Annotated in this window: 16 protein-coding genes; 9 read left to right on the plus strand and 7 right to left on the minus strand. The window is 66.3% G+C overall.

What is annotated here, in order from left to right:
- Positions 1–227 precede the first annotated feature (227 nt).
- Both VT03_RS07400 and VT03_RS07405 read left to right on the plus strand, forming a co-directional pair.
- On the plus strand, positions 228–1,211 hold the full coding sequence (locus VT03_RS07400) for an SDR family oxidoreductase (RefSeq protein ID WP_075092402.1): 984 nt from the start codon (positions 228–230) through the stop codon (positions 1,209–1,211).
- A 73-nt stretch (positions 1,212–1,284) separates the two neighbouring features.
- On the plus strand, positions 1,285–3,675 hold the full coding sequence (locus VT03_RS07405; protein ID WP_075092403.1) for a polysaccharide biosynthesis tyrosine autokinase: 2,391 nt from the start codon (positions 1,285–1,287) through the stop codon (positions 3,673–3,675).
- Between the two features lie 466 nt (positions 3,676–4,141).
- Here the strand turns inward: VT03_RS07405 and VT03_RS07410 are convergent, their stop codons facing one another.
- The gene (locus VT03_RS07410) at positions 4,142–5,803 is read right to left on the minus strand and encodes an SH3 domain-containing protein (RefSeq protein WP_075092404.1); all 1,662 of its coding nucleotides are present in this window, start codon (positions 5,801–5,803) and stop codon (positions 4,142–4,144) included.
- Positions 5,804–6,251: 448 nt separating this feature from the next.
- Here VT03_RS07410 and VT03_RS07415 point away from each other — a divergent pair, with 448 nt between their 5' ends.
- The 5 genes from VT03_RS07415 to hemA all read left to right on the plus strand — a co-directional run bounded on the left by VT03_RS07415 (position 6,252) and on the right by hemA (position 14,604).
- Positions 6,252–8,153 carry a redoxin domain-containing protein gene (locus VT03_RS07415; protein WP_075092405.1) on the plus strand — a complete coding sequence of 634 codons (1,902 nt, stop codon included), beginning with the start codon at positions 6,252–6,254 and terminating at the stop codon, positions 8,151–8,153.
- 410 nt (positions 8,154–8,563) lie between these two features.
- Entirely contained in the window at positions 8,564–11,326 is a 2,763-nt protein-coding gene (locus VT03_RS07420; RefSeq protein WP_075092406.1) for a PD-(D/E)XK nuclease family protein, read from the plus strand.
- Positions 11,327–11,387: 61 nt separating this feature from the next.
- A complete protein-coding gene (locus VT03_RS07425) occupies positions 11,388–12,197 on the plus strand; it encodes an SDR family NAD(P)-dependent oxidoreductase (protein WP_075092407.1) in 810 nt (269 codons plus the stop codon).
- A gap of 195 nt (positions 12,198–12,392) precedes the next feature.
- Positions 12,393–13,223 carry a hypothetical protein gene (locus VT03_RS07430; protein WP_075092408.1) on the plus strand — a complete coding sequence of 277 codons (831 nt, stop codon included), beginning with the start codon at positions 12,393–12,395 and terminating at the stop codon, positions 13,221–13,223.
- A gap of 13 nt (positions 13,224–13,236) precedes the next feature.
- Complete coding sequence (gene hemA / locus VT03_RS07435) at positions 13,237–14,604, plus strand: glutamyl-tRNA reductase (RefSeq protein WP_231870619.1); 1,368 nt, start codon at positions 13,237–13,239, stop codon at positions 14,602–14,604.
- Positions 14,605–14,952: 348 nt separating this feature from the next.
- Here the strand turns inward: hemA and VT03_RS07440 are convergent, their stop codons facing one another.
- Positions 14,953–15,870 (minus strand): DUF1080 domain-containing protein, encoded by a 918-nt coding sequence (locus VT03_RS07440; protein WP_075092410.1) that lies wholly within the window; start codon positions 15,868–15,870, stop codon positions 14,953–14,955.
- A gap of 409 nt (positions 15,871–16,279) precedes the next feature.
- Here VT03_RS07440 and VT03_RS07445 point away from each other — a divergent pair, with 409 nt between their 5' ends.
- On the plus strand, positions 16,280–16,573 hold the full coding sequence (locus VT03_RS07445) for a hypothetical protein (protein WP_156514343.1): 294 nt from the start codon (positions 16,280–16,282) through the stop codon (positions 16,571–16,573).
- Positions 16,574–16,780: 207 nt separating this feature from the next.
- On the opposite strand, the gene hemC is transcribed toward VT03_RS07445, so the two are convergent.
- The 3 genes from hemC to VT03_RS07460 all read right to left on the minus strand — a co-directional run bounded on the left by hemC (position 16,781) and on the right by VT03_RS07460 (position 19,210).
- Entirely contained in the window at positions 16,781–17,752 is a 972-nt protein-coding gene (hemC, locus tag VT03_RS07450) for a hydroxymethylbilane synthase (RefSeq protein WP_075096980.1), read from the minus strand.
- Positions 17,753–17,862: 110 nt separating this feature from the next.
- A complete protein-coding gene (gene nadA / locus VT03_RS07455) occupies positions 17,863–18,873 on the minus strand; it encodes a quinolinate synthase NadA (protein WP_082846747.1) in 1,011 nt (336 codons plus the stop codon).
- Positions 18,874–19,021: 148 nt separating this feature from the next.
- Positions 19,022–19,210: a hypothetical protein gene (locus VT03_RS07460; protein ID WP_075092412.1), complete on the minus strand. Its 189-nt coding sequence runs from the start codon at positions 19,208–19,210 to the stop codon at positions 19,022–19,024.
- A gap of 736 nt (positions 19,211–19,946) precedes the next feature.
- On the opposite strand from VT03_RS07460, the gene VT03_RS07465 reads away from it, so the two are divergent.
- Positions 19,947–21,428: an aldehyde dehydrogenase family protein gene (locus tag VT03_RS07465; protein ID WP_075092413.1), complete on the plus strand. Its 1,482-nt coding sequence runs from the start codon at positions 19,947–19,949 to the stop codon at positions 21,426–21,428.
- Between the two features lie 91 nt (positions 21,429–21,519).
- Here the strand turns inward: VT03_RS07465 and dapB are convergent, their stop codons facing one another.
- Together dapB and glpK are read right to left on the minus strand one after the other, a co-directional pair.
- Entirely contained in the window at positions 21,520–22,323 is an 804-nt protein-coding gene (dapB, locus tag VT03_RS07470; protein ID WP_075092414.1) for a 4-hydroxy-tetrahydrodipicolinate reductase, read from the minus strand.
- 428 nt (positions 22,324–22,751) lie between these two features.
- Positions 22,752–24,248: a glycerol kinase GlpK gene (glpK, locus tag VT03_RS07475; protein ID WP_075092415.1), complete on the minus strand. Its 1,497-nt coding sequence runs from the start codon at positions 24,246–24,248 to the stop codon at positions 22,752–22,754.
- Between the last annotated feature and the right edge of the window lie 89 nt (positions 24,249–24,337).

A 24,337-nucleotide genomic window follows, 5' to 3' on the forward strand; every position in this document is an offset into this window, starting at 1 on the left:
CGTTGGGTTTGAGCTATCGCGTCGTGCCGGCAAGGACATGGTTCGCATATACCGGTTGAACTGTCCGCAACACCTGCCGTTCCCTTTCCGCATCCTCCGGCGTTGACGATTTCGGACTTCTCGACGTTTCTTCCCCGCATCATGGACGCCCCAAGCTAGGGTTGAATGGGGACCGGTCCGCACCGGGCCGCTCCCCGTTCGAATACGCACCGCTGACGGGACACGACATGCGCTATCTGGTGACGGGAGGGGCCGGCTTCATCGGCTCGCACATCGCAACACGACTGGTCGAACAGGGCCACGAAGTCCGAGTCCTCGACAACCTCTGCGCCGGCACACTCGACAACCTGGCCCACCTCGACGGCCGCTACGAGTTCCACCACGGCGACGTCGCCGACCCGGTTGCCGTCGACCGCGCCGTCTCCGGCGTCGACATCGTCTTCCACCAGGCGGCCCTCGCCTCCGTCCCCCTCAGCATCGAGCGGCCCCTCGATACCCACCGGGCCTGCGTCACGGGAACCGTCCACGTCCTCGACGCCGCCCGCCGCCTCGGCGTGAAGCGGGTCGTCTACGCCGGCTCCAGCAGCGCCTACGGCGACGCCCCCGAAATGCCCAAGCGGGAGTCGCACGTCCCCGAAGTCCTCTCCCCCTACGCCGCCGCCAAGCTGGCGGGCGAATACTACTGCCAGTCGTTCGCCGCCGCCTACGACCTGGAAGTCGTCCGCCTGCGGTACTTCAACGTCTTCGGCCCCCGCCAGGATCCCAAGAGCCCCTACTCGGCCGTCATCCCCCTCTTCGCCTCGGCCCTCCTCGAAGGCCGCACGCCGCGAATCTACGGCACCGGCGAACAGTCGCGGGACTTCGTCTTCGTCGAGAACGTCGTCGACGCCAACATCCTCGCCTCCCAGGTCCCCGGGGTCTCGGGGAAGGTCTTCAACGTCGCCAGCGGCACCACCATCAGCGTGGTCGAACTCCTCAAGAAGATCTGCGACCGCCTCGGCTATCCGTTCAATCCCGACTTCCTTCCCCCGCGAGCCGGCGACGTCCTGCACTCGTGGGCCGACATCTCCGCCACCCGCCGCGATCTGGGCTACCAGGTCCGGTTCAGCCTCGATGACGGCCTCGCCCGGACCCTGGAGTTCTATGTCGCGGCGGCCCGGAAGACTGCCGCTCCCGTCGCCTCCGCACCCGCTGCAGTCGTCCTGGCCTGACCAGGACCGGACGCCGCGGCCTTCCGCGGGCGTTCCGTGATCGAACGTTCTCCCCTTCGCCTCCGACCGCGCCATGACTCAGCCGAACCCCGCCTCCGCGAACGGAAACGAACTCGCTTTCGCGCCTCCCGGCCTGCAGGCCAGCAGCCTGCCGGGACGGTCGATCGACCTCGTCCGGTTCGTCCTGTCGATCTGGAAATGGCTCGCCCTGGGTCTGTTCGCCGGACTCACCCTGGGGGTCGTCTCCTATCTCATCATGGGGCCGGTCTACCGCGCCTCGACTCGCGTCCAGGTCTCGAAGAAGGCCTCGCTCCCGATCAACTCGCAGGAAGCCCGCCGCTATTCAGACCGCAGCCAGCACGTCCACTTCCTGACCAGCGACGCCATCGCGGCGATCGCCATCGAGAAGTACGGCCTCAAGGACATCCCCGGCATCGCCAACGCCCGCGACCCGCTGAAAGCGGTCTGGGAAGACGCGACCGCCAAGCTCGTCTCCGGCCAGGACCAGTCGTTCGACGCCATCATCGAAGTCGCCTACGAAAGCGCCGACAAGGCGGTCGCCAAGACCGTCGTCGAGGCGATCGTCAAAGCCTACGAAGACTGGCTCGGCCAGACGAAGGACAAGAACTCCGCCGACCTGTACGCCGCCCTCCAGGGCTCGCGAACCGCGCTGATCGACGACATCTCCAAGATGGAAGCGGCCTGGAAGGCGTGGCGCGACGCGTCCCCCTACTTCTACCCCACGCCGCCGGTCGTCACGGTCAACGGCGTCGCCACGCCGCAGATGAGTCCGCAGGCCCAGGCGCTCGACCGCGTCATCCGCGAACAGGAGTCGATCCAGACCCAGCGGGCCAACGTTCAGGGGAAGATCGCCACCCTCAAGAAGATGATCGCCGCCAACGAATCCCCGGATGAGATCCAGTTCTGGGTCATGCACGCCCTGTCGGCCGGCACCGGCGGCGGAGCGGAAGGGGGTGGAGGGGGCGGAGGCGGAGGTGGCGGCGTCCTCCAGGGACCGAGCGGCAAGGCGGAGCTCGACGGCCGGCTGCTGGCGGCGCGGCTCGTGGAAAGCCGGCTCTCTCAGCTCGTCGGCGACAACCACGCCGACCTCAAGAACGTCCGTTCCGAAATCACCACGATCCTCTCGGCCTACCGTTCGCAGGGGATCGTCGCGCCGACGATCGAGAAAGAAGATCTGGCGGCGGTCGCCCAGGGAGCCGCCGCGAAGTCCGGCAACAAGAAGGCGGGGGTCGACCTCCCGCACGTCTACCTCTACATCCTCGAAAGCCAGCTCGAAGAGTTCAAAATCCGCGAAGACCTCCTCGCCGCGCGGCGGACCGAGGCGGAGGGGACCGCCAAGGAATCGTCGCTGTTCGACGCCGCCGACCAGAAGCGGAAGGACGAGATCGCCGCCAAGCAGAAGGAGCTCGAGTCGGTCCGGATGCAGATCGCCGACTACAACCAGTCGCGGTCCCAGGAAGGGTACAAGGTCAGCCAGTTGTCGCAGGTCCGCATCGAGCGGTCGCTGAAGCAGGTCCTCAAGGTCTTCGGTGCCTGCGGCCTGCTCGGACTCATCTCGGTCTTCGCGCTGGCCTACGTCCGCGAGTGGTACGACACGTCGGTCCGGTCGGTGGATGAGGTCCGTCAGCTGACCGGGGCGCACGTCCTGGGGATCGTCCCGCACTTCCAGAAGCGGAACCAGAACAGCGCGATGGCCCACACGGGGATCAGTCCCCAGGTGGTCTATCTCCACCATCCGGGATCACGCGAGTCCGAGGCGTATCGCTCGCTCCGCACGACCCTGTTCTTCTCGACCCGGGAGACCGGCGAGAAGGTGATCCAGGTCTGCAGCGCCGAGCCGGGCGACGGCAAGTCGACGACGACGGCGAACCTGGCGGTGGCCCTGGCCCAGTCCGGCAAGAGCGTTGTCCTGATCGACGCCGACCTGCGGCGGCCGACGGTCCACGACCTGTTCGCCCTGCCGCGTCAGCTTGGTCTGGCGGAAGTCCTGACGGGGGCGATTCCGCTGGAGAGCGGACTGAAGGCGACCCCGGTCGCCAACCTCTCGGTCCTGACCGCCGGGATTCCGCCGGAGAACCCGGCTGAACTGCTCTCGACCTCGAACCTTGAGGGACTCGTTCAGGAGCTCCGCGGCCGATACGACTTCGTCCTCTTCGACTCGCCGCCGGTCCTGGCCGTGAGCGATCCGTGCATCATCGCTCCGCAGGCGGACGCGATGCTCCTGGTGGTCCGGCTGGAGAAGAACAACCGAACGGTCCTCCGCAGGGCGTGCGAACAGCTCGATGCCCATGGCATCCGGCTGCTGGGCGTGATCGCCAACGACGCGGCGGCCAGTACGCAGACGGAGGGTTCGTACGGGAACTACGAGGAGTATTACTCGACCGCACCCGCGACGTCCGGGGGGGCAGCCCGGTCGAAGGCGGCTGCCGGCAAGCTCTGGTAGTCTGACGTCATCTCAAAATGCAGGAAGCGGGTCGGCATCCGACCCGCTTCTTTTTTTGTAGCTATCTCGTTCCATTGCAGGGCCGGGCCGACGGGTAGCTGACGCTGACCACAACGTCGTCGCCCCACCGGGTCCAGGGGCACCCTGGTGGGGGGTGCAGGGGGGCGAAGCCCTCATGCCCGCCGGAGGCCTGGCCGTCGCGGGATATCTGAAGGAGCACGTGTCCGAGCGCGGACACCGTGTCGTGTGCCCCCCTACCAACCCGCGGGGATGGCAAAGCGAGCGGCGAGTCCTCAACGCGGGTTCCACAAAACGCACGCCCGTTGTGTACCACGGTTCCTCATGGAAGCGCCTCCGGCGGCAAGGGGTTGCCCCCTTGACCCCGGCTGCCGTCGCACGTTGGGTTTGAGCTATCGAGCCGTGCCGGCAAGGACGCGGTTCGGGCCAACGAGAGAATCGACTTCTCTTACTGAAGCTGCACAGGCATCATCTGGCGGACCACGATCATCTCCGCTCGGACCGACGGCTCGAAGTAGCGACGTCCAACAACCCCCATCGGCTGGCCGACCGCGGCGTCCAGATTCACGCCGGGACCGGCGTTCAGGAACGTCAGGAACCGGCCGTCCGGAGCGGTCAGCATGTACGGCGGACTTCCGGGCCGGGCCGGAGCCCGCTGAACGATTCCCGCGCCATTGAGCTGCGGTGAAACTCCGCCAGTCGGACCGGGAGCTGACGGGCTCATCCCGGCTGCCGGCCCCATCCCCGCCGCGGGGCTCATTCCCGCCGCCGGACCGCCGAACGACATCGAAGTCGGTCCCGGAGTGCCAACGCCAGGAGCGGGCGGAACCAGCGACGCAGGGGTCGGGACAAGCTGGCCCGGGGCCCCCCGCGGAGTGACGGGCATCACTTCGGGGGAACTCGTCACAATATTCGGACCGTTCATCGTCGAGGCGGGCGAGACAACACCGGGGACTGGCAAGGCAGGGCCGTTCGCTCCGTCGGTGAACGAGGGCTGCCCATTCGGTGCATTGCCGAGCAGTTCGGGAGAGAACAGAGGATTCCCGGCCGGATCCGTCGCCATGCCGGCGCCCGGGTTGGTCGGAATCGCCCCCGCCTGGGTGGCGATCGGAGACGCTTGGCGGGCCGCCAGTTCGGCGTCCCGCTGCGACGTGGCGCTCGTCAGCTTCACGAACTCCTGGAACTCTTCCTGGATCTTGCGGCGCTCGGCCAGGGCGCCGATCCGGTTCTCAAGCGACTCGACCAGCGGATCCCCGGAGGGAAGGCTGCGGATGACCGCCCGGTAGCCGTCTTCAATCCCGATGATGTCCCATTCCGCCGGAGGCTTGGCGACCATGTCGACATACCGGCCGTCGATCTCCCGCATCCGCAGCCGGGCGGAGGCGACCGACGAACCGTCGGAGGCGCCGGAGGCATCGGAGGACTTCACTTCGCGGCTGGGGGCCGAGAGTGGCTCGGGCGTCGCTTCCGCGACAGCGGGAAGGGCGGGCGGAGCGAGGGGAACCGCCGGCAGTTCGGGCGGAGGGGGAAGCCGCACGCCGGTCTCGACTAGCGGATCGGCGTAAGGATCGGACGCCTTCTGCTCCCGGATCGAGGGATCGGCGGCGATCACGAAGTCCCCTTTGACCCAGCGGTATTCCCGCGAGGGAGGAGCGATCATGAGCATCGTCACCGCGCCCCGGTCGGTCGTCAGCGTTCGCTCGCCGAGAACCTGGACCTGGTCGCCGTTGGTGAGCTGCCGGCCGTAGAACTTGTGGTCGTCGCCAAGCTGGCTGCCGATGCGGACGATCGCCCGGGGGAGCGAGCCGTCCTCATTCGGAACGACCTGCACGACGCCGCGGTCTCCCTGCCTCTGGATGAGACGGGCGTCGATGTAGCTGAAGCTCCCCGCGGGAGGGGAGACCATGAACCATCCCCCCGGATCGTGCCGGTGGACGGTCACGGCGTCGCTCTTCTTGAGGACGCCGGTCGGGTAGTAGTGCGTGCCCGGCCCACTCCGTACCTCGACGTCGTCCGCCTGGACCACGGCGTCGTAGGGGAATTTCGGAGCGGAGGCACGCGTCTCGGACGCATACGCGATGAGCAAGAGGCCAAGAGCGAACGCTCGCATGGACAGGACTCCAACTTCGCGATCCGGACCTGGCCGGCGGAGAACCCGCGGTTCAGGTCGTCAGGGAGGGGAGGGTGGTTCGTTCCCGGTGCCGGCAGGGGGAAGGGAGGGTCAGGCGGGGCGGGGAACCGAACCGAAGGGAAGCGGACGAAGAGGGGGCCGAACGTCCGGGACCAGAGGCAAAGCCGACGAATCGCCGTCGCTCCTGGTCCCCGACTTCCGGCACCCGCACGGGTCAAGCCCGTTCTTCGTGCCGCCGTCTGAAGGGAGCGGAGAGATATCCCCGACCGGCGGAAACCGCCAAGAGGGTTTTGTTCGATTTCGGCAGTCGCTGCCGAGGGATTGTAGGAATGGCAAAAAGTGCCGGTGACGCGTCCGGAGGGACTCTTTAGGATTGGGCCTCCAATGAGTGGAAATCTTCTCCCGCCAAATACAACGGAGTGATGCAATGACGTTCCGGACACGACTGGGGGCCGCCTTGGCGGTGTCCGCCCTGCTGGCTTCCGGCAAAGTCCAGGCCCAGCAGGTTTCCGCCGAACAGCTGATGGACTACACCCCGCGTCAGAAGGACGTGGAGATCGACATGCCGACAAAGGCCGACCTCGCCCAGTGCAAGGTCGAGGTCAAGCAGGCGGGGAAGACGTCGGGCTACATCCTCACCGGACCGCAGGGGCAGATGCTCCGCTGGTTCAAGGATGGCGAGGACGCCGACCGGGCGGTCGACGAGTTCCGTTATTACAAAGATGGTTTCGAGGTCTATCGCGAGATCGATTCCGACGGCGACGCCAAGATCGACCAGTACCGGTGGATGAACACCGCCGGCACCCGCTGGGGGATCGACAGCAACCAGGACGGCGTGATCGACCAGTGGAAGATCCTCTCGGCCGAGGAGCTCTCGCGGGAAGTCGTCCGGGCGCTCGCCAACCGGAATGAGGCGGCCCTGCAGGCGGTCCTGGTGACCGCCGAGGATCTCAAGCGGCTCGGCTTCGATGCCGACCTGTCGAAGGAAATCCTGGGGAACGTCTCCGCTCCCGGCCAGAAGATGCAGCAGATCCTGTCGCAGAGCAAGGTGATCCAGCCGACCACCAAGTGGCTCCGCTTCGATGGCCAGAACCCGAGTCTCGTCCCCTCCGACGCCGGCAAGGCAACGCAGGACCTGACGATCTACGGGAACGTCATGGCGATCGTCGAGACCGGGAGCCAGACCGGCTTCATCCAGGTCGGCGAGATCCTGAAGGTGGGAGATGTCTGGAAGCTGACCCAGATGCCCCGCGCGATCGACGAAAGCGTCAAGGAGCTTGTCGCCGGCTCGATCCTGCGGCCCGGCACCGGATCGAGCGAGACGGTCTCGGCCGACATCACCCCGGAGATGAAGCTGCTGATCGATCAGCTCACGCAGCTCCACGAGAACGCTCCCAAGCCCGGCGACAAGCCGGAAGCGATCGGCCGGTACAACGTCGAGCACGCCCGTCTTCTGGGAGCGCTCGCCGCGACCGGCGGGTCCGAGAGCGACCGGCTCCAGTGGAAGCGGCAGCAGATCGACATCATCGCCGAGGCGACCCAGGTCGACACCTTCCCGAACGGCCTCGACGAGCTGACCAAGCTCGAAACGGCGATCCGCCGCGACAAGGCGTCTCCGCTTCTCTCCCACGTCACGTTCCGCCGGATCCTGGCGCAGTACTTCGTCGACCTCAGCAAGGCGGAGGCGGCCGACCGGCAGAAAGTCCAGGACGGGTTCCTCGCCTCCCTCGAGAAGTTTGTCACCGACTTCCCGACGGCGGAGCAGGTTCCGGACGCGATGTACCAGCTCGCGACCGCCCTCGACCTCAACGGCAAGCCGACCGAAGCGTCCCGATGGTACGGCCAGCTGATGAAGGATTTCCCCAAGACCGAAGTCGGCGAGCGGGCGACCGGCTCGCTGCGGCGGCTCCAGCTGAAGGGGCGTCCGCTCGTCATGGCCGGAACCGGCCTGACCGGCGGCTCGATCGACGTCGCTCAGTACCGGGGGAAGACCGTGATCGTGGTCTACTGGGCCACGTGGTGCAAACCGTGTACGGAAGACCTGCCGGCGCTGAAGGAGCTCTATGCGGCCAACCGCGCGAGTGGTCTGGAGGTGCTGGGGATCAACGTCGACAACGCCGACGGTCCGATCAAGGAGTACATCGCCGAGTACAAGGTCCCCTGGGCTCATATTGCGGAGAAGAAGGGGATGGATTGTCCGCAGGCGATCAACTACGGGATTTTGTCGGTGCCGACGATGTTCGTGGTCGATTCGACCGGGACGGTGCAGCTCGTGACCGCTTCGCTGGACGACATCAAGAAGGTTCTCCCGGACCTTCTGAAGAAGTGAGCCTGTCGGAGCGATCAAACCGCGTCCTTGCCGGCGCGGCTCGATAGCTCAAACCCAACATGCCACGGCAGCCCGGGGTCAAGGGGGTCTCACCCCCTTGCCGCCGGAGGCCTCTTCCCCGCTGAACTGTGGGACGCAACGGGTGCCCCCTTTGTGGCACCAGCGTTGAGGACTCCCTCCCCCACAACGCTGGCTTCGCAATCCTCGGGTCTTAGGTGAGGGGGCATACGGCACGTTGTCCGCGCTTGGACACGTGCTCCTTCAGACATCTCTCGACGGCCAGGCCTCCGGCGGGCAAAGGGGCCTTGCCCCTCTGCACTCCCCACCAGGGTACCCCTGGACCCGGTGAAACAGGCGACTGGCTCCCCGCCTTCCATTACGATCTCCCACCACCAGGGAGATCGTGATCGATGCCGATTCGCCGCGAATTCGTGGACTGGGCCAAGCCCGCCCTTCCAGCCGTCATCGACCGCCTGAAAGCCGATTACTCCATCGCCGGCTTCTGCGACCTCTCCAACGTCATCGCCGTCTTCCCCGGCAGCCGCGCCGGCCGACGATTCCTCGAACTCCTCGCAGAGAAGACGGGCGGGCGCAACATCCCCCCGGAAGTCGTCACCGTCGGTGCACTCCCGGAACGCCTCTACCAGCCCAAACGCCCATTCGCCAACACCCTCACCCAGGAGTTCGCCTGGGTCGAGGCCCTCCAGCAAATCCCCCGCGACCGACTGAGCCTCGTCCTCAGCCAGATCCCCCCCGACGAAGACGTCGACGCCTGGATCGCTCTCGGCCGGATGATCTCCGCCCAGCACACCGAGCTGACCGCCGACCGCATCGACTTCAGCGACGTCGCCAAACGGGGCGCCGAACTGCCCGAGTTCGACGAGTCCGCCCGCTGGGAAGCCCTCCACGACGTCCAGAAGGCCTATCTCGCCCTCCTCGACAGCCTGGATCTCTGGGACATCCACACGGCGCGGCTCGTGGCCATTGACCAGCAGGAATGCCGCACCGACCGCGACATCGTGATCGTCGGCGCGGCCGACCTGAACCAGACTCTGCGGGCCATGCTCGATCAGGTCGCCGACCGGGTCACGGCCTACGTCCACGCGGCGCCGGCGCTCGCGGACCTCTTCGACAGCCACGGCTGCCTGGTCCCCGACGCGTGGGAAGACCGCGACGTCGAGATCGCGGCGGGCCAGATCCTTGTCGTCGACCGCCCCGTCGACCAGGCGGACGCCGTCGTCCGCACGCTCGGCTCCCTCGGCGGCCAGCGCCGCGTCGAGGACATCACGGTCGGCCTCGGAGACGAACGACTCGCCCTGCCGATCCAGCGCCGCCTCGAAGAGAACGAGATCCCCTCCGCCTGGGTCGTCGCCCGCACGCTGCCGGAGACCGGGCCCTATCGACTGCTCGCGGCCATCGCCGACAACCTCGAAAGCGGGAACCTCGCGACGACGTTCGCCGCCCTGATCCGCCATCCCGACATGACGAACTGGCTCGGGCAGCAGGAGCTCGAACCCGGCTGGCTGACGGCGGTCGACGGCTACTTCGCCTCGCACTTCCAGCGCCGCCTCGGGGAATGGCTCGGCGAGTCCGCGGAGACCGAAACCGCGCAACAGGTGACCGAGCAGGTCGACTCCCTTCTGGGACCGCTCAGCTCCGGAATGCGCCCGCTCGCGGACTGGACGCGGCCCCTGATCCAGCTCCTGCTGACGATCTACGGCCACCGCGAGTTCGACCGCAACCTCGACGCCGACCGGATCCTGATCGAGTCCGTCCAGACCATCCAGCAGGCCCTCGAAGAGCACGCCGAGCTCCCCCCGCAACTCGTCCCATCCGTCTCGGCCGCCCAGGCGATCCGGCTGACGCTTGAAGAGGTGCTGCAGAAGACGCTCCCGCAGACGCCTGCGGATGACGCCCTCTCGCTCCTCGGATGGCTCGAACTCCCCCTCGACGACGCCCCGGTCCTGATCCTGACCGGCTGCAACGAGGGGATGATTCCGTCCTCGATCAACTCCCACCTGTTTCTCCCCAACGCCCTCCGGCGGCACCTCGGCGTGACCGACAACGCCCGCCGCTACGCCCGCGATGCCTACGCCCTCTCGGCCTTGCTCCATTCGCGGGAGGAGATCACGGTCATCGCCGGCCGCCGCGACATGGAGAACGAGCCGCTCACCCCCAGCCGCCTACTCTTCGCCGCGGCCCCCGAGGAGATCGCCCGCCGGGTCGAACAGTTCTATGGCCAGCCCGCCCCCTCCCGTCCCACGCGGAGCCCCTTCCGGGCCACGCAACCGCAGTCGGGCTTCACGATTCCCCGGCCCATCCCCCTGAAGACGCCGGTCGCGGAGATTCGCGTCACGGCCTTTCGCGACTACCTCCGGTCCCCGTACCGCTTCTATCTGCGACACGTCCTCGGCCTCAGCGACAGCCAGCAGGCGGCGGGGGAACTCGACGCTTCCGCCTTCGGCAACCTGATTCACGACGTCCTGAGCGAGTTCGGCCAGGGACCGCTCCGGGAGTCGGTCGACGACCGAGAGATCCGGGCCTTCCTCCAAGAGCAGCTCGACAAGCTGGTTCTCGAAACGTTCGGCCGGGAGATCGCGGTCCCGATCCGCGTCCAGATCGAACAGGCCCGTGCCCGGCTGCACGTCTTCGCCGGATGGCAGGCCGAGTGGGCCCGGCAGGGATGGCGGATTGTCTTCGCCGAAGTCCCGCAGAAGTCGACGCCGGTCCCGTTCGAAGTCGACCGCGGCCGGTCGATCCAGCTCAAGGGACGGATCGACCGCATCGACCGGAACATCCGCGACGGCGCCTGGATGATCTTCGACTACAAGACCGGCGACGCCGCCAAGTCCCCCGAGAAGGTCCACCTCGAAAAGAAGGAGTGGGTCGACCTTCAGCTCCCCCTCTACCGCCACCTCGCCCGCCCCCTGGGAGTCGAGGGGAACATCGGCCTGGGCTACATCACGCTCCCCCGCGACATGAGCGCCATCAAGGAACAGATCGCCGGCTGGACCGAAGAGGACCTCGACGCGGCGGACGAAGTCGCCCGCCGCGTCGTCCGTTCCATCTGGGCGGAAGAGTTCTGGAAGGAGCTCCCGGCGGAACCGGGCTGGCTCACCGAGTTCGGCCCGATCTGTCAGGACGGCGTCTTCGACCGGGAAGCGATCGTGTAGGCTGTGGCCCGCTTCCCCCGATGGACTGGATGAACGAACTCGGAATCTCGACGAGGGCAACATGGATCTGGGCCTGAAAGACACGGTCGCCGTCATCACCGGCGGGGCGAGCGGGATCGGTCTCGCGACCGCGCGGCTGTTCCTCCAGGAGGGAGCCCGGGCGATCCTCCTCGACCGCTCCGAGCAGGTCTCCGCCGTCGCCGCGGGTCTTCAGGAGGAAACCGGAAGGGCCGCCGCCGGAGTGGCCTGCGACGTCGCCGACGAAGAAAGCGTCCTCCACGCCGCCGAGCGCGCCCAGGACCGGTTCGGCCAGCTCGACCATGTCGTCCACTGCGCGGCGGTCGGGTCGGGCAAGTTCGGGTTCCCGTTTACGAACCTCAAGCCACGGGACTGGCGAAGCTCACTGGAGATCAACATCCTCGGCATGGTCCACGTAGCCCACGCCTTCGCCCCCCGGCTCACCGAGCGGAAAGAGGGGACGATGACGTTCCTGGCCTCGGTCGCCGGGCAGATCGGCTCGCAAACCGATCCCCCCTACAGCGCATCGAAGGCAGCCAACATCAACTTCGCCCAGTGCCTGGCGAAGGACCTTGCCCCGCACGGCATCCGGATCAACACCGTCTGTCCGGGGATGGTTCGGACGCCCCTCAACGAGTCGGTCTGGCGGGCCTGGAACGACCAGCAGCCGCCCGAGGGTCGGAAATCCTACGAGGAGTGGGCCGGAGCCAAGGTCCGCAGCGTGGTCCCGCTCGGCCGCTGGCAGACGCCGGAAGACATCGCCGCCATGATCGTCTTCCTCGCCTCCCGGCGGGCGGACAACGTCACCGGCCAGACGATCAACGTCGACGGCGGCTTCGTGATGCACTGGTAGCGGGGACACCGGTCCTGCCACCGCGGACGGGGCGAAACTTTCGCATTGCGGAACGAACCGGCCGCGATCTCGCGAGAGTCGGGCCGACTCCGATAGGATAGAATGTCCTCGACCCGGCTCGGCCGGCCCCCTCCCCCCACACTGCCTGCCTCCCACCCCCACACAACGTTCCGACTTTCGGCCTCCCAGGGCGATATGCCGTTTCCCCTCCAGAACGTCACGCTGTTCTGCTTCTTCGCGAGCTACCTCTGCGCACTCGCGGTGGAGATGACGCAGTTTTTCCGGCCCAGCCGGATCACGCGGTGGGTGTCGATCGGCTTCACGCTCGCCGGACTCGCGGCCCATTCGATCTACCTCGTCGTCCGCAGCCGGCAATCGGGGCTCGCCCCCCTCGTCGGCTCGATGCATGACTGGCTCCTCGTCCTCGCCTGGCTCGGCGTCGCCGGGTATCTGCTGATCCAGATCGCGAACAACCGCCTGGGCCTCGGGATCTTCATCCTGCCGATCGTCCTTGTGTTCGTCGGGAGCGCCTATTACGTCGGCTCGGAACATCGGCCCCGCGACCAGCTCTACGCGATGGGAATGTTCCACGCCTCGACCCTCGTGCTGGGGATCGCGGGAGTGTTCTCCAGCCTGATCCTGAGCATGATGTATCTGGTTCAGCACCGCCGGCTGCGGCACAAGGCCCCGGAGTTCGAGGGACAGCACCTGTTCAGCCTGGAGCGGCTCGCCCGGGCCAACTGGTGGTCCGTCGTCGTCGCCGCCCCGCTCCTGACGATCGGCCTCGCCAGCGGGGTCTGGCTGACGCTCCTGTCGCAGTCGACGGAGCGGCCGGTCAACCTCGCCTCCACCCCGTTCGTGATCTGCGGCCTCCTGTGGGCCGCGATGATGGTCCTGTTCGCCTGGCTCCTGTGGTCGCGACGGCCGCAGGGGCGGCACGTCGCGTGGCGCACCATGTGGGCCTGCGGGTTTCTATTGGCCACAATCGTCATGCTGGAGGTCTTCAGTGGCATACACCACCGGTGACCCGACATCACCCTTGCGTTCCGATTCCGCCTGTTCCGATTCCACCTGTTTTCCGCCGCAGCCGCTCTCGCCTCCGCCCGTTGACTCGTCCCCCCTCCCCATGAACCTCCAGGTCGTCTACTGCAATCATCAGACTGCCGACCTGTCGGTCCGGGAGCGGCTGGCGTTCTCCTCGCCGGAGAAGCTCGCGCGGGCGTATGAGCAGCTTCGCGGCCGGTTCCCGGCCTCGGAGTCGGTAATCCTCTCGACCTGCAACCGGGTCGAGGTCTACATGGCCCAGGAGGATGGTGACGGGGCCCCCACGCAGCATCAGCTGGCCCAGTTCTTCTCCGAGTTCCACCAGATCCCGCTCGACGAGTTTCTCGGCGACCTGCTGGAAGACACCGGTCCGCAGGCGGTGCGGCACCTCTTCGATGTCGCCTGCAGTCTCGACAGCATGGTCCTGGGGGAAACCCAGATCGTCAGCCAGGTCAAGGAGGCCTACGACGGCGCGATGCGGAACCAGGCCAACGGTCCGCTGACCAACACGCTGTTTCAGCGGGCGCTGACGGTCTCAGGCCGCGTGCGGACTGAGACGAAGCTCTCCGAGGGAAAGATCTCGATCGCCAGCGTCGCCGTCGGCGCGTTCGCTAAGGGGATCTTCGACCGATTCGACGACAAGACGGTCCTGATCCTCGGCGCCGGCGAGATGGCCACCGAGACGCTGCGATACCTGCAGGGAGAAGGGGTCCGACAGGTCCTGGTCTGCAATCGAAGCCTTGAGCGGGCTGAGCGGCTGGCGGCGGAGTTCGCGGGGATCGCGAGGCCGTGGAGCGAGCTGGACGATTGCCTCGCGCTGGCGGACGTCATCGTCAGCACGACCGGCGCGGATCGGCCGGTGGTCGACGTCCCGCGGTTCCGGGCCGTCCGCCGCCGGACCGGCAGCAAGCCGGTGTTCATCCTTGATCTCGGGGCGCCGCGCGACTTCGATCCGCAGGTCGAGAAGATCGATTCCGACATCTATCTCTTCGACATCGACAACCTGGAAAAGACCTGCGAGACGAATCGGAAGTCCCGGGCCGGAGAGATCGAGCGGGCCCGGCAGATCGTCGATGAGGAGACCGCCCGGTTCCTGCAGGACGTCTATCACAAGGCGACCGGCCCGATCATCAAGCGGTTGCGGGAGCACTGGCACGAGATCAGCCGCCAGGAGCTCGACCAGCTGTTCAAGAAACTCGGCCCGCTGGAGCCGGGGGCCCGGGACGCGATCGAGCGTTCGGTGGAGCGGATCGTCAACAAGCTGCTGCACCCGCCGCTGGAAACGCTGCGTCATGAGGCGAAGGAGGGGACGCCGCACGGTCTCCTGGACGCCATTCGCCGTCTGTTCCGTCTGAACGACTGAGCGACCTTGCCGGCGCAGCTCCGATAGCTCAAACCCAACGTGCCACGGCAGGCTGGGGTCAAGGGGGCCACGCCCCCTTGCCGCCGGAGGCACTCCTGTGAGGAACCGTGGTAAGCAACGGGCGTCCCCTTTGTGGGACCGGCGTTGAGGACTCACCGCTCGCTTGGAATCCCCGCGGGTTGGTGAGGGGGCATCCGGCACGGTGTCCGCGATTGGATACGCGCTCCTTCAGACATCTCTCGACGAGAGGGCCTCCGGCGGGCAAGAGGGCGTTGCCCCCTTGCATCCCCCACCAGGAGTGCCCCCTGGACCCCGGTGAGGGGATGGCGCTGGATCTTTCTGTTCCGATCAGCTCTTCGGAACGATCCAGATGTTGCGGTAACGCACCGGGTTTCCATGGTCCTGGAAGTAAACCGGCCCCGGCCCCGGAATCTCCCCATTGATCGGCCCGCCCGGCGTCCCCTTCGTCAGGTCCCGGTCATGAATCACCACGCCATTGTGCTTCACGACGACATGCGAGTTCTTCGTCTTCTTCCCCGAGTCATCGAACTGCGCAGCGGTGTAATCCACGTCGTAACTCTGCCAGCTCAGCGGCGGGAAACACATATTCACGTCCGGCTTCGAGATCGAATAGATCCCGCCGCACTCGTTATCCAGCCCCTCCAGACCAAACGAGTCGAGCATCTGACACTCGTACCGCCCCTGGATGTAGTACCCGCTGTTCCCGCGAGCCTGTCCACGAGCCTTCGGCATATACGGAAGCCGGAACTCGACATGGAAGGTGTAAGACTGGAACCCTTCCTTGCTCGTGCAGCCCTGCGTCAGCAGGCCATCGTCCGTCATCTTGGCGCCCGGCTTCCAGTTCTTGTCCAGCGACTCCTTCGTCCCGTCGAAAAGGACGATCGCCCCCTCGGGAGGCTTCGCGCCCAGCGACGGACTCCGGCGATCGACCCGATCCAGCCCCTTGACCGTCTCCTTGACCTTCGCCGTGTCCCCCTCGGTCACCTTCCGCGACGCCAGGTTCCCGCCCCCTCCCGGCAGCCCCCCTTCGAACTCGACGATGCTGAACTTCCCGTCCCCGAGAGCGACGATCTGGATGCCGCGGTTCTCACCCCGGTACTCCCCCTGGACGGCAAAGTCCGCATCCTTGGCCGCCTCCTCCGGGGTCGCGTAAGTGTCGGCCCCCGGACACCGGGCCGGCGCGGCGATCAGAAAGCCGCACAGGCAGGCGGCGGTCAGCAGTCGTGCAAAAGCATTTCGAGGCATACGGGCGACCCTCTTTCATTCCGAGCGGTGAAGTGAACGAAGCCGAGCTCACGGTGGAGCGGCAACGAATCAACGGTTGCGATTCTGCCGTATCCTCCACGACTTGCAAACTCTGCCGAAACCCGATGAGTGGGCTGCGCGAATCGAAGGCACGCGTGCTAAGCACCGACTCAGCTTCCTGCGGCCACTCTCGGGTTCTTCGTTTTTTCAGAATGCGCAAGCCACTGAAAAGAAACACGTTACAAGCCACACCCCCGCGACACCCGCTCGCCTTCTCGCGGTTTGGTCCGCAAGTTTCTTAGGCAGTCTTTCGGTGATTGCTCGCCGTCGAGGTGATGACCCCGGTCGTCGCCATCTTGCTGAGTTAGCCCGCCGCGGATTTCGGACGGGCTTGGGTAAACGTGTCCAAATGAGATTGCCTTTCTGGGAAATCGGTGTTGTTTGCGTCCTGGTGCTGGGAGCCAAGGCGGGCGGCGAGGGATTCGCCCAGTCGCTCCAGTGCTATGAAGCGGCCCTCCTGGGCGAACGGGCTTCCGATCGCCCGCTGCATTGCCCGTTCACGGAATCGCGAGACATGCGAGCCGTCGAAGACCTGATCAACTCGTGGGACGAGCAGCTCAAAGTCGAGCAGCGGTTCCTCTCGACCTACAAGCCGAAGCCCGCTCCAACGGTTCTGGCAACGCTGGCCTCCAAAGTTCTCTAGAGCTGCGTCACAGTCAGGCCCAGGCAGGCAACCAGCGGTTCATCTGAGGCCCGTGTCCTGGCGCTGATGAAACAGTGAAGCACCAAGGCACAAAGACCGTACCAGGTCACAAAGACTCTTCCCCGCGAAGGGGCAAACCTTTGTGCCCCCTTGGTGCCTTGGTGTTTCACACTCAGTCCGCGTTCCTGACCCCGCGGAGTCTTTGCATCAGGCTGGCTGCTCTGCCGCGGCGATGAGCTGCGCCGCTCCGGCCCCTTGAAGGCTGTGGGCGATCCGGACACCGAGTGCCGTCGCCTCCGTAGCGTTCCCTTCCAGCCGCGCGTGGATCCGCTTCTGCCCGTACGGGTCAAGCACCACGGCGTCGAGAACAAGGTGCCGCCGGGCCCCGGTGACGGTTGCCTCTTCGCAGGGCGGCGTCCGGACCCACATCCCGACCGGCGCGTGACACCCCGCCTTAAGCTCCGCCAGACAGGCTCGCTCGGCCGTCACTTCCGCAAGCGTCTGCGGACAGGTGATCGAAGCCAGAACGCTGCTGACGTCCGCATCCTCCGCCCGGCACTCAATCCCGATCGCCGCCTGTCCGACGGCGGGATAGAGAAGGGGCGGCTCAAGGATCAGGCTGATCCGTTCCCCCCAGCCCAGGCGTTCCAGCCCGGCCGCCGCCAGGAGGAGAGCGTCGAACTGCCCTTCATCGAGCTTCCGCAGCCGCGTATCGAGATTGCCGCGGGCCTCTTCAAATCGGAAGTCCGGCCGATGGAACAGAAGCTGCGCCCGGCGGCGGAGGCTTCCGGTCCCGATCCGGGCGTTCTTCGGCAGGACGTCCAGCGACTCCGCTTTCTTTGAACCGGGAAGAATCAGGACATCGAACCGGTTGGCCCGCGGCGGCACTCCGGCGAGCGCGAGTCCGGCGACCGTCGTCGACGGCAGGTCTTTGAGGCTGTGGACCGCGATGTCGGCCCGGCCGTCGAGAACAACCTGCTGGACCTCGCGGGTAAAAACCCCCTGGCCCCCCATCTGCGAGAGCGGCTGCTGCCGGTCTCGATCGCCGATGGTGCTGACCTCCACGATCTCAGTCGTGCGGCCTGGATGAGCCGACTGAATGAGGCTCGACACGTAGTGCGCCTGCCACAACGCGAGTTTGCTGGCCCGTGTGGCGATCCGGATGGAAGACGCGGTCATGTCGTCGAGGGGGGACCGAAGGACGTGTCGGAGGGTGGGGTTCGCGGCCGGAAGACGAGGCCCGACACCAGCCCGAAGCGCCAGCGAGGGAGCCGTCCGGCCGGGCATGGCTACTCCAGCAGGCTCTTTTCGAGAACCGCCTTCGCGGCATCGAAGTAGGGCTGCCAGAGGATCTCCGGCTGGCCGGCCTTGAGGCAATCGCGGACTTTCTGGAGCGTGTTGCGGGCCATGTGCGGGCAGCGATTGCAGGCACACGTCTGCCCCGAGTCCGCCATGATCCCCGGGACCGGGATGTACTCGTGCCAGGGGGCGGTCTTCTGAAGGGCGTGGATCATCCCGACTTCGGTCGCCACGAGGAACTTGGTCGGCTCCTTCACGGCGGCGACGTGCTTCCGCATCTTCTCCGTCCCGCCGATAACGTCGGAGACCTCGAGAATGTTCCGCGGGCATTCCGGGTGAGACATGATGACGCTGCCGGGCGTGTTCCGCTTGGCCCGCAGCAGGTCCTGGAGGCTGAAGATCTCGTGCACCATGCAGGCCCCCGGCCAGAGGATCATCGGCCGGCCGGTCACTTCCGACAGATACCGCCCGAGGTGCTGGTCCGGGACGAACAGGATCTCTTTGTCCGGCGGGATGCGGTCGATGATCTCGCGAGCGTTGCCGCTCGTCACGATCCAGTCGCAATGGGCCTTCGTGGCGGCCGTCGTGTTGATGTAGGCGACGGTGACGAAGTCCTTCCCTTCAGCCCGGAGCTGTTTCTGATAGGCGGCCAGTTTGTCGGCGGGGCAGCTGTCGGCCAGGGAGCAGCCGGCGAGCATGTCCGGGAGGAGAACCCGCTTTTCGGGGTTCATGATCTTGGCCGACTCGGCCATGAAGTGGACGCCGCAGAAGACGATCGTGGAGGTCGTCACCTTGGTGGCGTCGCGGGCGAGCTTGAGGCTGTCGCCGGTGAAGTCCGCGATGTCTTGGATCTCGCCGTCCACGTAGAAGTGGGCGAGGATCGTGGCATCCTTCTCGACCTTGAGGCGGTCGATCTCCTCCATCAGATCGAGCGGATCTTCGTAGGGGACCGAGGGATCGGAGGTGGGGAGGATCGGGAGCGGAAACGAAGCAGTGGACATTGTCGGAAGTTCGGCTCGGCTGAGCGTCTGGGCATCCCGGAACGACGGGAGGCCCAGACGTCTGGCTTCCAGCAATGTTACGGGATCACGCCCGGGATTTCATGAACAATCGCCCGGAAGCGAGCTCCCGGGCGTCCGGGCGAGGCATTCATCGGCTGGGGGCGGCCAGTTCTTCAATGGTCCAGCCGAGGGACGCTCCGACTTCCAGGATCTCGTCCAGTTCGGACTTCCGCGAGATCGCGAAGGCGACGCGGCTCTGGTCGGGGCGGAGGAGGCGGATGTAGTAGCGGGTGGCGACCCAATCGTGAGCGGGGTCGAGCCGGTGAAGACGTTCCATCAGGGCACCTCGGGAGAGCGGGAGGGGGACGGACGCAGTGGACGGACACTCCACCGTAGGCCCGGGGGGCTGTCGGGGCGGGGTGTTGCGATTCGGCATCACGATTCCTGGGGAAAATCGCCTGATGCGCGATCGAGACTGTCGACTTTGCCGGGGGTGCCGGTTGCGGGGGCGGTGCGGGGGGTTAAACACCAAGGCACAAAGGAGGGCACGAAGGGCACCAAGAGGAGGGAACGGCGTCCTGGCCGGCGCGGCTCTGATAGCTCAAACCCAACGTGCGACGGCAACCGGGGTCAAGGGGGTCTCACCCCCTTGACCCCGGAGGCACTTCCCTGAGGAACCATGGGACACAACGGGCGTCCGCTTTTGGGAACCAGCGTTGAGGACTCCCTCACCCCACACCGCTCGCTTTGCAATTCCCGCGGGTTGGTAAGCGGGCATACGGCACCTCGTCCGCGCTTGGACACTCGCTCCTTCAGACATCTCTCGACGGCCAGGCCTCCGGCGGGCAACGGGGCGTTGCCCCTCTGCACTCCCCACCAGGGGTACCCCCTGGACCCCGGTCGGGCTTCCAACCAGCGTTGCCCCCTCTCCACCACACCACCTGCTCCGTACCATTCTGTTACAGTGAAATAACCAGGGTTCTCCCCTCATTCCCGTTCGTCGGCGCGTCGTCGATCGCACAAACGGTGACGACGGCGCACGCCGAGACACTGAGCTCTCAGGAGGTCGCGCCATGTCCGTATCGACTGCTCCCAAAGCCGCCAAAATTGCCCGCCCCAAAGTCCGCCAGACCAAAATGCTCATCGGCGGCGAATGGGTCGATGCCCTCAACGGCGAAACCTTCACCACCTACCACCCCGCCACCGAAGAGAAAATCGCAGACGTCCCCCGCGCCACCGCCCAGGACGTCGACCGTGCCGTAAAAGCCGCCCGCAAAGCCTTCGAAGAAGGCCCCTGGCCGAAAATGGACGCCCGCGACCGCGGCCGCCTCCTGACCAAACTGGCCGACCTCGTCGAAGCCCACCTCCCGGAACTCGCCGCCCTCGAATCTCTCGACAACGGCAAACCGATCACCGACGCCACCAACGCCGACCTCCCCCTCGTCGTCGACTGCCTGCGTTACTACGGCGGCTGGGCCGACAAGGTCCACGGCCAGACCATCCCCATCCGCGGTGAATACTTCTGCTACACCTCCCGCGAACCGGTCGGCGTCTGCGGCCAGATCATCCCCTGGAATTTTCCACTGCTGATGGTCGCGTGGAAGTGGGGGCCGGCCCTGGCGACGGGCAACACGATCGTCATGAAGCCGGCCGAGCAGACGCCGCTTTCCTGCCTGCGGATGGCAGAACTGGCGCTCGAAGCCGGGTTCCCGCCTGGAGTCATCAACGTCATCACCGGCTTTGGCGAAGCGGGCGCAGCGCTCGTCAAGCACCCGGATGTCGACAAGATCGCCTTCACCGGCTCGACCGAGACCGCCCAGCACATCATGCGGGACGCCTCGCAGACGCTGAAGCGGCTCACCTTCGAACTCGGCGGCAAGAGCCCCAACATCGTCTTTGCCGACGCCGACCTCGACGCCGCGATCGCCGGGGCGGAGTTCGGCCTGTTCTTCAACCAGGGACAGTGCTGCTGCGCCGGAAGCCGGCTCTTCGTCGAGGAGAAGATCCACGAGAAGTTCGTCGGCCGCCTCGTCGAGCGGGCCAAGCAGCGGCGGCTCGGCGACCCATTCGATCCCGCCACGACCCAGGGACCGCAGGTCGACAAGGACCAGTTCGACAAGATCATGGACTACATCGGCCGCGGCAAGAAGGCCGGGGCGCAGTGCGTGACCGGCGGCGACCGCGAAGGGACGACCGGCTTCTTCATCCAGCCGACCGTCTTTGACAACGTGACCGACGACATGGACATCGCAACCGACGAAATCTTCGGCCCGGTCCTGAGCGTCCTGCCGTTCAAGGACATCGACGAAGTCGTCGAGCGGGCGAACAAGACGCTTTACGGTCTCGCCGCCGCCGTCTGGACCCGAGACGTCGCGAAGGCGCACCGCGTGGCGAAGTCGGTCCGGGCCGGAACGGTCTGGATCAACTGCTACGACGTTTTCGACGCCGCCGCCCCGTTCGGCGGCTTCAAGATGTCCGGGATCGGCCGCGAGCTCGGCGAGTACGCCCTCGCAAATTACACGGAAGTGAAGACCGTGACGATGAGCCTGAAGTAGGTCGAGGGACGAGGGTCTAGGGACAGGAGGATGTGAGCTCACTCCTCCTGTCTTTCCTTTCCCTAGTCTCTCGACCCTAGTCCCTAGTCGTTCACTTCAGCCCCAGCACGTCCGCCATGCCGTACAGCCCGGCCGGCTTGTCGGCGAGCCACTTGGCCGCGGTGAGGGCGCCGTAGGCGTAGCTGTCGCGGGTATGGCCGCGGACGTAGACCTCGAGCGTTTCGCCCATCATCCCGAAGATGATCGTGTGCTCGCCGACGTTGTCGCCGGTTCGGACCGCGTGGTAACCGATCTCGCCGCGGGGACGCTTGCCGGTCTGGCCTTCGCGGCCGTGAACGTGTTCCGTCTGGCCCATCTCGGTCTGGACGATCTGGCCGAACTTGAGGGCGGTGCCGCTCGGGGCGTCCTCCTTGAAGCGGTGGTGCCTTTCGACGATTTCGACGTCGACGCCGCTCGGGAGGGACTTCACCGCCCGGGCCGCTTCCTGGACGAGCTTCATGGCGATGTTGACCGCCGTGCTCATGCTGGGCGACTGGCAGACGGCGGCCTGGCGGGCGGTGGCCTGGATCTGAGACTTCTGGGCGTCGCTCAAGCCGGTCGTCGCCGCGACGAGTTTGACCTTTCGCTTCTCGCATTCCTTCGCCAGCTCGTCCGCCGCTTCAGGGACTGAGAAGTCGATGACGACGTCGACGTTCTCGGGGAGTTCGCTGGTGATCTTGACGCCGATCGGGCCGATTCCGGCGACTTCGCCCGCGTCGCGGCCCAGGAGGGCGGACTTGGGGGAGTCGACGGCGGCGACGATCTGGAGTCCGGGGTCCTGTTGACCAAGGGCGACCAGTCGCTGGCCCATCCGGCCGGCGGCTCCGTGAATGGCGAGTCGGACGGGCGTGGTCATGGGAATTCCTTCAGGCGCGGCGGGGACGTGACAGGCGGGGATGATGAGTCGTTGTTCTTCGCCGGTCAACGACGCCAGCTGTCAGTCTACCGGGGTCCAGGGGGTACCCCTGGTGGGGGATGCAAGGGGGCAACGCCCCTTTGCCCGCCGGAGGCCCTCTCGTCTCGATCGCTCTGAAGGAGCGAATGTCCAAACGCGGACAAGGTGCCGTATGCCCCCTCACCAAACCACGGGGATTACAAAGCGAGCGGTGATTCCTCAACGCCGGTACCACAAAGCGGTCGTCCGTTGTTTACCACGGTTCCTCACAGGAGTGCCTCCGGCGGCAAGGGGGTGAGCCCCCCTGACCCCGACTGCCGTCGCACGTTGGGTTTGAGCTATGGACGCCGTCTCCGGCAGGAACGTCTTTCACACGGGCCCCCGCCGACCTACAGGTCGCGCGACCAGCCCCGCGTCCGCTCAACAGCCCGGTCCCAACGCTGAAGCCGCCGCCGACGCTCAGCCGCGGCCAGATCCGGCTTGAACTCACAATCGAGAACCCAGTTCCGCCGGATCTCCTCCCGATCCGACCACACCCCCGTCGCCAGTCCCGCCAGATACGCAGCCCCCAGCGCCGTCGTCTCCTGAACAACCGGCCGCCGGACCGTGACATCGAGAAGGTCAGCCTGATACTGCATCAGCCCATCGTTGCGGCTCGCTCCCCCGTCGACCTTGAGCGACGCCAGCTTCACATGCGCATCCTGCTCCATCGCAGCCACAACATCGCAGGTCTGAAGAGCCATCGACTCGACCGCGGCCCGCGCAATGTGCCCCTGCTCAGTCCCGCGCGTCAGGCCAAAGATCGCGCCGCGGGCATCGGGATCCCAGTGCGGCGCCCCCAGTCCTACGAAGGCCGGCACGAACGTCACTCCGCCGGAATCGGGAACGGTCTGTGACAGCCGCTCCACGTCGGCCGACGTCGGAATCATCTTGAGCCCGTCCCGCAGCCACTGAACCACCGCACCGGCAATGAACACCGCCCCTTCCAGGCAGTAGGTCGTCTCCTGCCCGATCCGCCACCCGATCGTCGTCAGCAGCCCATGGCTCGACGCCGACGCCTTCTTGCCGATGTTCATCAGCAGGAAGCACCCGGTCCCGTACGTGTTCTTCACATCCCCAACGTCAAAGCACGCCTGCCCGAACGTCGCCGCCTGCTGATCCCCCGCCGCGCCGGCGATCGGAATCGCGCGGCCGAACAGCTTCGGATCGGTCTCCCCGTAGACCTCACTGCAGGAACGGACCTCCGGCAGCATCGCCCGCGGGACGTTGAGGATCTTCAGCAGTTCGTCATCCCACTGCTGCGTGTGAATGTCCAGCAGCAGCGTCCGGCTGGCGTTGCTGACATCGGTGACGTGGACCTTCCCCCCCGTCAGCCGCCAGATCAGGAACGAGTCGACCGTCCCGAACAGGATCTCCCCCCGCTCAGCCCGGCTCCGCAGCCCCGGGATCGTGTCGAGCAGATGGGCAATCTTGGTCCCGGAAAAGTAGGCATCGACAACCAGCCCGGTCTTGCGGGCAAACAGGTCCGAATAGCCCTCGGTCTTCAGCCGGTCGCACACCGGCGAGGTAATCCGGCTCTGCCAGACGATCGCGTTCGCGACCGGTTTGCCGGTATCCCGTTCCCACAGGACCGTCGTCTCCCGCTGGTTCGTGACGCCGATCCCCGCCACATCCTCGATCTTCACCTTCGCGTCGCCCAGCGCCCCCCTGGCAGTGGCAAGCTGCGATTGCCAGATCGCCTCCGGGTCGTGCTCCACGTGGCCCGGCGAGGGATAGATCTGCGGGAACTCTTCCTGGGCCGTCGAGACAGCCTTTCCGTCGTGCCCGAACACAATCGCCCGACTGGAAGTTGTCCCCTGATCGAGCGCAAGGATCTGGCGCGACATGACGGCTCCACGAAGAAGAATCGACCCGGGAATGGTCCGTGGCGGCGAGCGTCCCCGTCAGCGGGTTCACGCCCGCCGCTCGCCGGCAG

The organism is Planctomyces sp. SH-PL14 (assembly GCF_001610835.1).
Classification (GTDB): Bacteria; Planctomycetota; Planctomycetia; order Planctomycetales; family Planctomycetaceae; genus Planctomyces_A.